The 14367-nt window shown below is 57.4% G+C and carries 11 protein-coding genes; 5 read left to right on the forward strand and 6 right to left on the reverse strand.

What is annotated here, in order from left to right; all coding sequences use genetic code 11:
* Positions 1-89: 89 nt before the first annotated feature.
* From ACLIBF_RS19080 to ACLIBF_RS19090, 3 genes are read right to left on the reverse strand one after another with little or no spacing between them, the layout of a single operon-like run.
* On the reverse strand, positions 90-905 hold the full coding sequence (locus ACLIBF_RS19080; protein ID WP_031377780.1) for a carbohydrate ABC transporter permease: 816 nt from the start codon (positions 903-905) through the stop codon (positions 90-92).
* Positions 905-1777: a carbohydrate ABC transporter permease gene (locus ACLIBF_RS19085; RefSeq protein ID WP_448310295.1), complete on the reverse strand. Its 873-nt coding sequence runs from the start codon at positions 1775-1777 to the stop codon at positions 905-907. Before ACLIBF_RS19085 ends, ACLIBF_RS19080 begins: the two co-directional genes overlap by 1 nt.
* A 57-nt stretch (positions 1778-1834) precedes the next feature.
* On the reverse strand, positions 1835-3166 hold the full coding sequence (locus ACLIBF_RS19090; protein ID WP_046288566.1) for an extracellular solute-binding protein: 1332 nt from the start codon (positions 3164-3166) through the stop codon (positions 1835-1837).
* Between the two features lie 551 nt (positions 3167-3717).
* On the opposite strand from ACLIBF_RS19090, the gene ACLIBF_RS19095 reads away from it, so the two are divergent.
* Both ACLIBF_RS19095 and ACLIBF_RS19100 read left to right on the forward strand, forming a co-directional pair.
* Entirely contained in the window at positions 3718-4317 is a 600-nt protein-coding gene (locus ACLIBF_RS19095) for a GNAT family N-acetyltransferase (RefSeq protein ID WP_031377783.1), read from the forward strand.
* A 13-nt stretch (positions 4318-4330) separates the two neighbouring features.
* Positions 4331-5422 (forward strand): ABC transporter ATP-binding protein, encoded by a 1092-nt coding sequence (locus ACLIBF_RS19100; RefSeq protein ID WP_279809648.1) that lies wholly within the window; start codon positions 4331-4333, stop codon positions 5420-5422.
* Positions 5423-5478: 56 nt separating this feature from the next.
* Here the strand turns inward: ACLIBF_RS19100 and ACLIBF_RS19105 are convergent, their stop codons facing one another.
* Positions 5479-6594 (reverse strand): ROK family transcriptional regulator, encoded by a 1116-nt coding sequence (locus tag ACLIBF_RS19105; RefSeq protein WP_448310297.1) that lies wholly within the window; start codon positions 6592-6594, stop codon positions 5479-5481.
* Positions 6595-6639: 45 nt separating this feature from the next.
* Positions 6640-7548 carry a BadF/BadG/BcrA/BcrD ATPase family protein gene (locus ACLIBF_RS19110; protein ID WP_069728775.1) on the reverse strand — a complete coding sequence of 303 codons (909 nt, stop codon included), beginning with the start codon at positions 7546-7548 and terminating at the stop codon, positions 6640-6642.
* Positions 7549-7827: 279 nt separating this feature from the next.
* Here ACLIBF_RS19110 and ACLIBF_RS19115 point away from each other — a divergent pair, with 279 nt between their 5' ends.
* On the forward strand, positions 7828-8985 hold the full coding sequence (locus ACLIBF_RS19115; RefSeq protein WP_046288564.1) for a Gfo/Idh/MocA family protein: 1158 nt from the start codon (positions 7828-7830) through the stop codon (positions 8983-8985).
* Positions 8986-9421: 436 nt separating this feature from the next.
* On the opposite strand, the gene ACLIBF_RS19120 is transcribed toward ACLIBF_RS19115, so the two are convergent.
* Entirely contained in the window at positions 9422-10663 is a 1242-nt protein-coding gene (locus ACLIBF_RS19120) for an MFS transporter (protein ID WP_031377912.1), read from the reverse strand.
* Positions 10664-11063: 400 nt separating this feature from the next.
* Between ACLIBF_RS19120 and ACLIBF_RS19125 the strand changes: the two genes are divergently transcribed.
* Together ACLIBF_RS19125 and ACLIBF_RS19130 are read left to right on the forward strand one after the other, a co-directional pair.
* Complete coding sequence (locus ACLIBF_RS19125) at positions 11064-11663, forward strand: hypothetical protein (RefSeq protein ID WP_279809645.1); 600 nt, start codon at positions 11064-11066, stop codon at positions 11661-11663.
* A 276-nt stretch (positions 11664-11939) separates the two neighbouring features.
* The gene (locus ACLIBF_RS19130; protein WP_046288563.1) at positions 11940-14330 is read left to right on the forward strand and encodes a glucose/quinate/shikimate family membrane-bound PQQ-dependent dehydrogenase; all 2391 of its coding nucleotides are present in this window, start codon (positions 11940-11942) and stop codon (positions 14328-14330) included.
* The last annotated feature ends 37 nt before the right edge of the window (positions 14331-14367 follow it).

A 14367-nucleotide genomic window follows, 5' to 3' on the forward strand; every position in this document is an offset into this window, starting at 1 on the left:
AAGAGTGAGGAGGAAGAATTGCAGCACGTTCCGGTGCCGCAAACCTTTGTCTGGTCGCCACTGCCCCGTTCCGTGCCGGCGATCACAGATTACTTCACGGCGCCTTCGGTCACGCCGCTGATAAACTTGCGCTGGAAAATCAGGAACACCGCCACCAGCGGCAGGATGACAATCATCGCACCCGCCATCAGCACCGGAATGTCGATAGTGTTTTTATTCTGAAAGAACATCATGCCGATCGGTAAGGTACGCAGCTCATCTTTATTGACCAGAATCAGCGGGATTAAAAACTCATTCCAGGTCCAGATAAACAGCAGCAGCCCGAGCGTCGAGAGCGTCGGCCAGATGGCCGGCACCAGGATGCCCCACAAAATTTTGACCCGCGAGGCACCATCCATCACCGCCGCTTCCACCAGCTCTTTGGGCACCTGCTGAAAGGCACTGGCGATCATCAGGGTTGTAAACGGCAGCGACAGGGCAATCTGCGGCAAAATCAGCGCCAGATAGGTATTGGTCAGCCCCATCCAGCGCAGCTCGTGGTAGAGCGGGATGATAAACGCCTCGCTCGGCAACACCATGCCGAGCGCCAGCATCGCCGCGATCGCTTTTTTACCGGGGATCTTCAGCCAGGCGAAGCCAAATCCGGCCAGAATCCCCAGCAGCACGCTGCACAGCACCACCGGGATGACCACCAGCACCGAGTTGAGGAAGTAGACGTTAAAATGTCCCTGCTGCCAGGCGGTGAGGTAGTTTTTAAAATTCAGCGAGGCGGGCAGCGTGAATACCCCCTGGAACAGCTCCATCTGGGTTTTGAACGAGGTCATCAGCGCCATCAGAAACGGCAGAATAGTCATCAGCGCCACGATCCAGATCAGCGTGCGTGAAATCACCGGCGTACTACGCATCAGTACCGCTCCTTTAAGGCCAGGTGAATCAGGTAGTTAATCCCTAACACAATCAGCATGCTGAACACCGCCACTGACGACGCATAGCCAAAGTAGTGCAGGTCAAAACCCTGCTTATACATAAAGATATTGGTCACCATGGTGGACGTGCCCGGCCCGCCCTGGGTCATCACATAGACCAGGTCAAAGGCTTTCAGGCTGGCAATCACCGTCAGCAGCAGCGCAATCCGCACCTCAGGCCGCAGGGCCGGCAGGGTAATGCGCATAAACTTCTGGCGACGCGACGATCCATCCAGGTCGGCCGCTTCCAGCAGCGAGGGATCCATTCGCTGCAGGCCCGCCATAAACAGCACCAGACAGAAGCCGAAGAAGTACCAGGTGGCGACTAAGCCGACAGCCGGCAGTGCCCAGGTAAAATCGCCCAGCCATGACATCGCCAGCTGCGGTAAGCCAATGGCACGCAGCAGCTGGTCGATCGGGCCAAACGCCGGGTTATATAACCAGCGCCACACCACGCCCAGCACCGCCATCGGCATGATATAGGGCAGAAAGAAGAGAATGCGCAGCACGCTGCGTTCGCTGTTGTTGCGCGTGTCATACAAAAAGCTGCACAGCAGCAGGCCAATGCTAATCGGCAGCAGGGTATAGAACAGCATCAGGGTGGCGTTATTGCCCAGCGCGATCCAGAACACCGGATCGCTGAACATCCGCAGATAGTTGCTGACGCCGCTGAATACCGGCAGTGAGGTGCCGTCCCATTCGGTAAAGCTGATACCGAGCGAGGCCAGCAGCGGCAACAGCAGAAATACCGCATACACCAGCACCGCCGGCAGAACATAGAGAAAATTACGCCAACCGCTTAAATTCAACATAACCGTACTCGTGGCTCAGAACGACGCTCAGGCCCGGCGATGCGCCGGGCCACCGGCTTAATGTTTCAGGGTTTTCAGGTAACGCTGATAGTTGTTGTCGAAATTGGCGACCATCTGATCGGCAGTCTGACGGCCGGCCAGCAGCAACTGGACGTTCTGATTCAGTTCGGCATTCATGGTCGGCGTTGCCCAGTCTACGTAGTGGCCTAAACCGTCATAGTCATTGAGCGTCAGCCACACCTGCCAGGCTTCGGCCAGCAGCGGATTGTCCGTCGGCATTTTCGCCGCTTTGTTGGTGCTGGCCGGCAGGAAGCCGACCTTCAGCCAGCGGTCAGCCATCGCATCTGACACCATATAGTTGATGAACTTCGCCGCCGCATCCTGCTGCTCTTTGCTCTTCGCGGTGCTGGTCACCGAGAAGGCCAGATCGGTGCCACCGACCATCAGCGGTTGTTTCACCCCCTCACCGGCAGGCATCGCGGCAAAATGGATATCTTTATTATCTTTAAACTGGCCGAGATACCAGGTACCGCTCACCAGGAACGCCGCCTGATTGTTCTGGAACAGCGTGGCGGCATCATCATGACCGATGCCCTGGAAGCCAGGGAAGAAGTAGCCTTTATCGGTCCAGCTCTTCATCATGCTGGCGGCCTTAACCAGTTTGTCATCTTTGAAGCTGCCGCCGACGTCGTAGATCAGATTATCCAGCGTCTTGCGGTCATGACTTTCAATCTGCGCCTGCCACAGCGTACTGAGCAGTTGCTGGCCCATGTTGCCATCCAGCAGGCCGAGCATCATCGGTGCGGTGCCCTGCTGCTTCAGCTTCGCCATGGCGCTCTCCAGCTCGGCCAGCGTTTTGGGTACCGCAATGCCCGCTTTATCCAGCAGGGCCTTGTTGTAGTAAAGCCCGACCATCTCGCCGAGGCTGGCAACGCCGTACAGTTTGCCGCTGCCGAACTCACCGCTGTCTGACCAGCGGTTACGCTTGAGGACCGAGTCAGGGAAGCGCGTGGTCCAGCCATCAGCGCTGGCGTAGCTATCAAGCGGTAGCAGCAGCTTATCTTTTACCAGCGATCCCATATCGCCACCGCCCTGATTCACCTGGGCGATCTGCGGACCGTCGCCCGCGGTCAGTGCCAGCTTGAGCGGAATACGCGTATCTTCAAACGAGTGAACCGAGCGATTAATCACGATGCCCGGATTCTGCTGCGTAAACTCTTTGATACCCTCATCCACCGCCGCGGTCTGCTGTGGATAGTTATAGATATCCCACTCATTCAGGGTAACGGCAGCCTGCGCGGCGTGGGCAACGCTGCCCGCCAGCAAGCCCGCCGCCAAAAGCCGACCCAGACTGCGAACCCGGAACGAACCAACTGAGGAAACAGACATTATGATCACCTTCTCCAGACCAGGATCGGCATCCCTTCATCTCACCGCCTGCATCCCGCAGACTGAAGCCGCATAGAAAACGCGCTCACCCATACTTACTTTAATAAAAAAATAAAGTCAAACAGCCCGCCGGTGAAATTACAACGCTGTGAGCACGCGCAAATAAACAGCGACCTGGCGGTAAAAACAGCAGACTCCGCTGGACAGATGGCCGGTTGCCGCGGCAGCACAGCCTGAACCAGCGCTTCCGTAGCACGATCTGCCAGCGCGATTGTCGCAAAATAACTCGCTGATAAAACATATGAAAATCCTATCACGCTCACAGTTTGCCGTTTTTCCCGCGGGTCAGGAGAGAGACAAGCGCCGTGCGCCGGGCGTGTTGGCGATCACAGTTGTGAAGCGAGAAACCGGTAAAGATTGCTGAACCGCCGGCGTTAGTGCGATAAGGTAATTATTCTATCTTGAAAACTAAGTCCACTTTCATTAACGTAACTTTTCATCGGCGGACCGCGTCAGTGACGGTCCCCTTCATCCACTCACGAGAAATCACCATGGCGAATCAAGGTGTCATTCGTCCGGCGACCCCGGCGGACTATCCGGCGCTCTACCGCATCTGCCTGGAAACGGCGGATGCCGGCGGGGATGCGCGTGCGCTCTACTCTGATCCTGACTATCCCGGCCAGCGGTTTGCCGTGCCCTATGCGCGTTTCGCACCGGATTTTGCTTTTGTGCTGGAGATCGAGGGTGAAGTGCTGGGCTATGTGGTGGCCGCACCGGATACCCGCGCCTTTGAAGCGCAGTTAGCCGCGCAATGGTGGCCACAGTTACAGCAGAAATATCAGCAACGCAGCGCCGACGCGCCGCTTGACGACAAGATACTTGACGCCATTCGCCATCCTGACGCTGCGGCTGAGGCGCTGGTGAGCCGCTGGCCGGCTCATCTGCATATCAACCTGCTCCCGGCGGCGCAAAAAGGAGGCTGGGGCCGCAAAATGATTGAGCACCAACTGGCGGCGCTGCGGGCAGCGGGCGTCAGCGGCGTTCACCTTGGCGTCAGCCTGCAAAACGAGCAGGTCTGCGCCTTTTATCAGCGCATGGGATTCAGCCCAATCCTGCGCAGCAACGCCATTTACATGGGCCAGTTACTCTGAGTGAGGTAGTCCGATGACCAGCCTGCGCTTGCAGAATGTGAAGAAGTCTTACGAGCACGTTAACGTGATTCATGGCATCGATCTGACGATTAACAGCGGGGAATTCGTGGTATTTGTCGGGCCATCCGGCTGCGGCAAATCGACGCTGCTGCGGATGATCGCCGGGCTGGAGGAGATCAGCAGCGGACAGTTGCTGATTGAGGAGCAGGACATGACCCGGCAGCCCGCCACCGAGCGCGGCATTGCCATGGTGTTTCAGTCCTATGCGCTCTACCCCAACATGACGGTGCGCGGTAACCTCGCCTATCCGCTGGAGGTGATGAAGAAGTCGAAGGCGGAGATCGCCCAGGCGATCGAGCAGACGGCCGCCCGCCTGCATCTGACCGAACTGCTTGACCGGCTGCCGCGCGCGCTGTCCGGCGGGCAGCGCCAGCGCGTGGCGATTGGCCGGGCAATTATCCGTCATCCGCGCATCTTCCTGTTCGATGAACCGCTCTCTAACCTTGATGCCGAGCTGCGCCTGCAGATGCGGATTGAGATTGCCCGACTGCACGCCTCGCTGGGTAATACCATGATCTATGTGACCCACGATCAGCTGGAAGCGATGACGCTGGCGGACCGGATTGTGGTGCTGCGGCAGGGCCGGATTGAGCAGGTTGGCGCGCCGCTGACGCTGTATCACGATCCGGATAACCTGTTTGTTGCCGGTTTTATCGGCTCGCCGAAGATGAATTTTCTGCAGGCGGAGATCGCCGCGATCGGTGAAGGTGAAGTGCAGCTGCGGCTGCCGGAGCTGAAGATTGATGGCCTGGTGCTGAAAATTGCCGCCCCGTGCCACGAGGGACAGACCGTGACGCTCGGCATCCGCCCGGAACACTTCCAGTCCGCCGCCCAGACGCCGGAGGCGCTGCGTTTTCAGGGTGAGCTGTCGTTTGGCGAAATGCTCGGCCACACTAACTATCTCTATCTCGATATTGGCCGGGAGCAGATGCTGGTGGTGGAAGAGCGTGAGGCGCATCAGCGTGAACTGGGGGCGCAGGTCGAACTGGGGATTTCCGCCGCGCACTGCCTGCTGTTTGATCAGCAGGGATTACGCCTGCGTTAAGGCGCGGAGGGTAAGGTCAGCGGGCGCTTCGGCGCCCGTTTTGCTGGCAGGAGAACTCAGGTGACCGGCTCTTCATCTGCCTGGGCAGCCAGCAGGTCGAGCAGACGGTTAACCGCAAAGCCCGCTGCACCGAGTGCCCACATCCGGTTTGATTCGGTCAGAAACTGCAACGGCGTCATGTGCGGCGTCAGTTTCAGCCGGTAAGCCTGGAAACTCTGGGTAATGTGATCAAGCAGAATGCGTGACGCCATATGTGGCTCCATCGCCAGATAGACCACGTCCGGATCGTAGGCCACCGACAGGTTGGCCAGCGAGATGCCCAGTTCACGGCCCGCCTCTTCCAGCGCCGCCAGCACCTCAGGCGTCGGACGTTGATCCAGCGCCTGTAAGGTCAGCGTTGTCGGTTCGCCTTCTGCCACCCGCTGCAAAATAGCACGCGAAGAAGCGACATCTTCCAGCAGGCGCAGCGAGCCATCACCGACCAGCCCGTTGCCAATCTCACCCGCTTTGCCGTGGCGACCGCGATAGAGCTGGCGATTGAGGATAATCCCGGCGCCGATCCCTTTACCGTAGGTGGCAATCACCGCCGACTGCGCGGTACCAAGCTGGCCAAACACCAGCGCCGCCATCGCCATCGCGTTGGCATCATTTTCGATAAACACCGGCAGCGAGAAGCGTTCCTCCAGCTGGCGGGCAATCGAAACGTTATCCCAGTCGAGCACCTTCGAGCGGATGCAGTAGCCATTTTCGGCATCCACCAGCCCCGATAATGCCAGCCCGATAGCTCCGACCCGCTTCTCTTCCACGCCGCGCAGGAATTTCGCCAGCGCATCGCCAAGCTGGCGTGGCGTCATGGTGCCCGGCGGCATCTGCTGTTCACCCAGCAGGTTGCCACTGAGATCGGTCATGACGATCAGGTTGCGTTCAGCGTTGAGCTGGATGCCGATCACGCTGGCGCGATCGGGATTGAGTCCGAGCAGAGTTTTTGGCCGCCCCATCGACACGCGACGCAGTCCCAGCTCCTGCACAATCTCTTGTGCCAGCAGCCGATTGGTCGCTTGCGAAACCGTCGACATGCTCAGTCCGCTGCGTACTTTCAAATCGGACTGGCTAATCGGCGCGTTTTCAACAATCAACCGCAGAATGCGCGCGGTCACGTTGGGAGCGGTCATAAATTCCTCAGGTTGACGCACTGACGCTGGGCAACAGGCTTCAGGTCAGTGACGGGATAAAGGGATCGGGCGGGGCTCCGGCACACCGCTAGCCTGCGTCCGGGCGAGCGTAAGTGCCCCGCTCAGCGCGTCACCCAGCGGCGTGACCAGCCGGGTCTGAATATCGGCTGCCAGCCAGCGGTAAATCGGCACGGCCAGTCCGCCCATCAGCGCCACGCGTCCACTGCTCAGCGCGGTCAGACGACGCACCATCATGCCAATATCAGCCGCGGTCTGTTGCAGCAGCGTCTGCGCATGGCCGTCACCGGCGTCGGCCGCAGCAAACACCTGCGGCACCACGCGCGCCCAGTCAGCAGGCGCGGCGGTGCGGGTCCACAGCAGCATGGTTTCCGGGCTGTGATCAAACTGCGCCATGAGCTGATGCGTCAGAGGGCTGTGTTCGACCATCGCTTCATGGGCCAGCAGCGCCAGACGCAGCGCCCGGCGGCCCAGCTCAGCGCCCGATCCCTGATCGGAAAGCGCAAAGCCCCAGCCGCCCAGCAGAGTAAAGCGCTCGCCATCCCAGGCCGCGCCCTGACTGCCGGTGCCGATGATAAATACCGCACCAGGCTGGCCCGCGTGCGCACCTGCGCAGGCGATTTCCACATCGCTGACCACCTGCAACGCGGCACAGGCCGGTTGCCAGTCAGACAGGCGCGCCTGCACCGACGCGACGTTGGCACCGGCTAATCCGGCCACCAGCGAGGTCTGCGCCAGCGCCTGTGGCGCTAAGCCGGCCTGTAAAAATACCTGATCGATCAGCTGCGTGACGCAGCTCAGCGCCGCCTCATACTGCGACCAGACGTTGGCGGGTCCGCCAGTGGCTTCCGCCAGCACCGTACCGTGAAGGTCGGTTAACCGCGCACGGCACTGGGTGCCGCCGCCATCAATACCAAGGAGATAGTGTGAGTGCACGCGCTTCCTCCCGCCTCCACAGATTCAGAGTTGTCGCCATAATCAGCGAACGATAGGGGAAAAAAACTTAAATCGCAATAACAAATAAATATGGTAATTAAAGATAGCCTGTTTTGCTTTGTTTTACATAAGGATAACAAAAAAGACCTTCGCAAAACATGCAGGCCGATATTGACATTAGTTTTTCTGTCGTAATAAGTTGATGGTCAGATTATCAACAGCCACGCCTGGCTTTGGGCGGGTTCTGCGTTATCCGATTTCAGGATCAGGGGTTTAAACATGAAAGTAGGCATTATCGGTCTTGGCTTTCGTCTGTCCCACGTTATCAAAGAGTTCAACAACGCCGACGACGCCTTCTCCGTGGTAGGTTATTACGATCCGGCCCCCGCCGGACTGCCCAATCTGCACAGTTTTGCTATCGATCCCGGCCAGTCGTTCGATTCGATTGAAGCCCTGCTGCAGCACGGCGGGATGGATGTGGTGCTGGTCGGCTCGCCCAACTTTTTGCATCTTGAGCATGTCGGCCAGGCGCTGGCTGCGGGCTACACCGTGTTTACTGAAAAACCGGTGGTGATCAACGAACAGCAGACCATGGAGATGGCGAAGCTGGTGCGTCAGTATGGCGAGGCGCGCATTCTGGTCGGTCTGGTACTGCGCTATTCACCGCTCTATCACGATCTGCTGGCGGCGCGTGACGCCGGTCGGCTGGGCGAGATCACCTCAATTGAAGCCACAGAACATATCAAGCCTTATCACGGTGCCTTCTTCCAGCGCGACTGGCGGCGGCTGGAAAAATATGCCGGCCCTTATATTCTGGAAAAGTGCTGCCACGACATCGACCTCTATCAGGGCTTAATGCAGCAGCGCCCGGTGCGGGTCGCCAGCTTTGGCGGCCGCAAATCCTTCACGCCAGCCCATGCGCCACAGGGCGCGGTGACCGCCGACTCAGAGGTCTATCACATTAAGCCCAGCGGCTGGTCCAGTACCGACGCAGTATTCAACAGCGATGCCGACATTGTCGATTACCAGACCGCGCTGATTGAGTATGCCGGTGGCGCCACCCTTGCCTTTCACGCCAACCTTAACGTGCCGGATGAGTTCCGTCGCTTCTGCGTGATCGGCACTGACGGCATGGCTGAGGGCGATTTCGTCCGTAACTACTTCCGCGTTCACAATGCGCGCAGCGGCGAGAAAGAGGTCGATACCGCCTACAGCGGCAATGCGTACGATGGCCACTACGGCGCTGACGCGCTGATGGCGGAAGAGATCGTGAAACACATTAAACAGGGAACACCGCTGAAAGTTTCAGTGGTGGACGCGCTGGAAGCGGGCCTCACCGCCATAAAAATCGATGAGGCCCGCAAAACCCGCAGCGTAGTGGATATGCGTGAAAGCTGGCTAACATTTGACGCCAACCTGGGAAAAACCGGGGCCTGATGGCCCCACCTGCGGGTCAGCTTCCCCCTCTGGCCCCGGGATTTGAATGGCAGTATGACTGGTCGCTTCCTGAACTGGCCTTCGGGCCAGTTACCACTTCGCTTACGAAGATCATCTTACCTCCAGATTTTCCTGCCTTATTACAGGACTCTCAAGGGCCGCAGATAGGCTCTGGACACAAACAAACTAAAGCGAGGGGAACATACGCCTGCAGCAAAGCATCGCGGGCCGGGGACAAAAACGCCGGGAGCGTTTTTGAACAACGCAACGCGTTGGCCCGGCTACGGGCGCACCTCAGGGATGAGGTGCGTAATCGCCCGCGCTGAGCCTGCCAGGGATGGCGTTTTTTGCGTCTTTGCGCAAGCCGTATGTTCCCTGAGCCTGCGTCGTGGTCCACTGCCGCACAAATCCCCTCACCTAATCCCAACGCCGGTTATTAAACCGGATCGACCTCATTCTCCAGCTTCTGACGCCGGCGTAAATGCGGGAACAGTTTCATCCACAGCGCCACCACCACCAGCGTACCGATACCACCAATCGCCACCGCCGGTACTGCACCCAGCCAGGCCGCCAGCAGCCCCGACTCAAATTCGCCCAGCTGATTAGAAGTGTTGATGAAAATGGCGTTAACCGCATTGACCCGCCCGCGCATCGCATCGGGCGTATCGAGCTGCACCAGCGCACCGCGGATCACCATGCTGACCATATCAAACCCGCCCAGCGCAGCCAGCGCCAGCAGCGACAGCCACAGCTGGCTGGAGAGCGCGAACACCAGCGTAGCGACACCAAACCCGGCCACCGACCCGAACATAATCATCCCGACATGCTTATCCAGCTTGTGACGACTCAGCCAGATACCCACCAGCAGCGCACCCACAGAGGGTGCACCGCGCAGCATGCCTAATCCCCACGGCCCGGTATGCAGAATATCTTTAGCAAAGATCGGCAGCAGCGCGGTGGCTCCGCCCAGCAGCACCGCAAACAGGTCAAGCGAGATCACCCCCAGCACATCTTTGCGCTCACGGATGAAGTGAATACCTGCAAACAGGTTCTTCATGTTCATCGGCAGCCGTGGCTGACTGGGACGCTGATAGCGCAGCAGGCTGACCAGCGTTAGCGAGATAAAGTAGAACAGCCCGGAGACGCCATACACCACTTCCGGGCCTGCCACGTAGAGCAGGCCGCCAAGGGTCGGTCCGACAATTACCGCCGCCTGTCCGCCGACTGAATTCATCGCCATAGCGCGCGCTAGAATGCCGGGCGGCACCAGCGACGGCAGCATCGAGGACATGGCGGGCCACTCCAGCGCTTTGGCGACGGCGATCATAAACACCAGTCCCCACAGGGCGGTTTTATCGACTGAATGGAACAGCGTCAGCACCACCAGCGCCAGCAGGGCGGCAAACTCGACCAGCTGGCCGAACAGCACGATGCGACGTCGATCGTACTGATCGGCCAGGTGTCCGGCAGGTAATGCCAGTAGCACCGAGGGCATAAACTGCATCAATCCGATCATGCCTAACGCCAGCGCACTGTTGGTCAGGGCGTAAATCTGCCAGCTGATCGCCACTGAAAACATCTGAAATCCAAACGACGAGCAGGTGCGGGCCAGCCAGAACGCGACAAACGTCCGGTGTCGCCACAGCGACTCTTCTGCTGCAGGTGCCATAAATCCCATGTTTTGTTCCATTTAAAGTGATGATTCCCGCGTCGTTGCGCGGTGTTGAGAGTGCCGTCAACCTGGCCTGACTGCGCGATGGGCTTCAGGATGCGGAAACTGGCGGTGCCGGTCGACGCCGCCGGTGCGGCCAAAGGGTTCAGCCTGGCAGCAGTCGGCGGATACGGGCCGGATAATTACCCGCCTATTGGTCCTGACTGATGAATATATTCCAGGTAATCATCAGATGCCAAAGGAATAATTTTCTCTTTCATCGCGGATTTATTTACTTTTTCGGCGGATAAAGGGGGTGATTTAGAATATGCAGTTGATCTATATTTATTCACGCATTCAGAAAAGTGCGACGTTTTATATCAATAATTATCAACGACACCTTTTATATTGCATTTCATAGAGATAAATGAAAAACAGTTTATATAACCCCTATGTTACTGAACCTATCCATCATGTTGAGCGACACGTCGCTGGCATATGCTATAGCGTTCCCTATCTTCAACACCACCAGGACAGCAGCAATATACTTAATAGTCACAACATTATTTCACTGCACAATCAAATTGCCACTGAAGCAGCATTAATGGTTATTCCGGTTGAGGATATTCGATTACAGGGAATGATTGCGGTGCCGGATGCCTATTTGCATTTACAGGATGCGCGGGTGCGGGTCGGGATTAATTATCCCAGTTTAGTCAGGCATGGCGCGGCATTGCTTGAATTAGCAGAGAAATTTAGTTTCTGGCTGTATGACTTTGCCCCACCCGGCGCCGACTGGCGATTAATGGAATCGTTCCCATTTTCCGGTATTGTTTTAAGCGAACCGTTCTTCAACGACAATTATCAAAAATTCACCTTCCCTTATTTTATGGCTGCGTTTCGGGCCAAAGGTGCCGAAGTGATCGTACGAAGTCAGTCGCCTTGTTTAACTACGGAACAATTTGCTGAGATAAATATCAGCGGCTGGCAACAACAACGCTCGGATGGCGAACTTATTAGCTGCTGATTCACAAATCCTGCCTTCCGGCGTTAAGGGCACATGGCGGTGCGCTTAACGTCTCATAAACCCTCATAAAATGTCGTATTACTTCATTTGTGAAGCGCTTTGAGCTAAAAAAATCAAAACTTGATCTAATTTTGCTATAACATTTAACACAAAGGGATCGTCTGACTTAGTGGAAGAGTGATTTAAGAACACCCTTCATCATTTGTACTTGATAACTGAGAACAACCTATCTGGTTGTTTTCGTGTGTTTTATGGCAACGAAACGAGGTCGATATTATGGGGAAAAACTCCTCATCTTTTGGCGTAATTCGTTTCCTGACGGTGCTGTTCGCAGTGCTGACGGGCGCGTTTATGCTGATTGGCGGTATTTGGTTAGCCGCCATTGGTGGTTCCTGGTATTACATCGTCGGCGGTGCAGCGATGCTGATCACCGCTTTCCTGCTGTGGCGTCGTAACAGCGCCGCGCTGGTAGTTTACGCCCTGCTGCTGCTGGCTACGCTGGCATGGGGTGTCTGGGAAGTCGGTACTGACTTCTGGGCACTGGCACCGCGTACCGATGTACTGGTGATCTTTGGCGTCTGGCTGGTGCTGCCGTTTGTCTGGCGCAGCCTGCACAACGTTGGCAAAGGCCCACTGGGTGCAATGGCCGTGGCGCTGGTTGCCAGTGCTATCGTGCTGGCTTACGCGGTGTTTAACGATCCGCAGGTCATCAACGGTACGCTGCCAGAAACCGCTGACAACGCACCGCAGGCCCAGCCGCTGAGCAACATTCCGGACGGTGACTGGCCAGCTTATGCTCGCGATCAGCAAGGGACCCGTTTCTCTCCGCTCAAACAGATTAATCACCAGAACGTTAAAGAGCTGCAGGTCGCCTGGCAGTTCCAGACCGGCGACTTAAAAACCGCTAACGATCCGGGTGAAATCACCGATGAAGTGACGCCGATTAAGATCCGCGACACGCTCTACCTCTGTTCGCCACACCAGATCCTGTTTGCACTGGACGCGGCCACCGGCAAGCAGAAGTGGAAATTTGATCCAGGCATGAAGGTCAACCCGACGTTCCAGCACGTTACCTGTCGCGGTGTCTCTTATCATGAAGTTCCGGCCGCCGCCGATGCAGCTAACAGCCAGCCTGCGCTGTGCTCACGCCGCATCTACCTGCCGGTCAACGATGGTCGTCTGTTTGCTCTTGATGCGGAAACCGGCGAACGTTGCCCGTCTTTCGGCGTTAACGGCGAGCTGGATCTGCAGCATAAACAGCCGGTGACCACTCCAGGTCAGTATGAGCCGACGTCACCGCCGGTGATTACTAACACCACCATCGTGATGGCGGGCGCCGTTACCGATAACTACTCAACCCGCGAGCCGTCAGGCGTGATCCGTGGCTTTGATGTGAATACCGGTAAACTGCTGTGGGTGTTCGATCCGGGCGCGAAAGATCCGAACGCGATTCCGGCCGATGAGCACACCTTCACCATGAATTCCCCGAACTCATGGGCACCGGCGGTCTACGATCCGAAACTGGATACGGTCTATCTGCCGATGGGCGTCACTACGCCGGATATCTGGGGCGGTAACCGCACGCCAGAACAGGAACGTTATGCCAGCAGCGTGCTGGCGCTGAACGCCACTACCGGCAAGCTGGTATGGGCTTATCAGACCGTTCACCACGACCTGTGGGATATGGACCTGCCGTCGCAGCCGACACTGGCTGATATCACCGACAAAGATGGCAATACCGTACCGGTGATTTATGCGCCGGCGAAAACCGGTAACATCTTTGTGCTGGATCGTCGTACCGGCAAACCGGTTGTCCCGGCACCTGAAACGCCAGTCCCACAGGGTGCGGCGAAAGGTGACCACGTCTCTGCTACCCAGCCTTACTCTGAGCTGACCTTCCGTCCGAAACAGAATCTGACGGACAAGGACATGTGGGGCGCGACGATGTATGACCAGCTGGTGTGCCGCGTGATCTTCAAGCGCCTGCGCTATGAAGGTCCGTTCACGCCGCCGTCTGAGCAGGGTACGCTGGTATTCCCGGGTAACCTCGGTATGTTCGAATGGGGCGGCATCGCTGTCGATCCACATCGTCAGATCGCGATTGCTAACCCGATGGCGCTGCCGTTTGTCTCGAAGCTGGTACCACGCGGTCCAGGCAACCCGATCGAACCGCCGAAAGGCGCTGAGGGTGGTTCAGGTACTGAAACCGGTATTCAGCCGCAGTACGGCGTACCGTACGGTGTTGAGCTGAATCCGTTCCTGTCACCGTTTGGTCTGCCGTGTAAACAGCCAGCGTGGGGTTACATCTCTGCGGTGGATCTGAAGACCAACGACGTGGTGTGGAAACAGCGTATTGGTACGGTACGTGACAGTGCGCCAGTGCCACTGCCGTTCAAAATGGGTATGCCAATGCTGGGTGGTCCTATTACCACCGCCGGTAAAGTGTTCTTTATCGGAGCGACCGCTGACAACTACCTGCGTGCTTTCAGCACCGATACCGGTGAGCTGTTATGGCAAGCCCGTCTGCCAGCCGGTGGCCAGGCAACGCCAATGACCTATGAAGTGAATGGCAAGCAGTACGTTGTCATCGCAGCCGGTGGTCACGGTTCGTTTGGCACCAAACTGGGCGATTATGTGATCGCCTACGCCCTGCCAGATCAGAAATAACCCCGTCCTCAGGGACTGACATCAGGCGGACTTCGGT

It is taken from the genome of Pantoea sp. PGP6 (genome assembly GCF_053474785.1).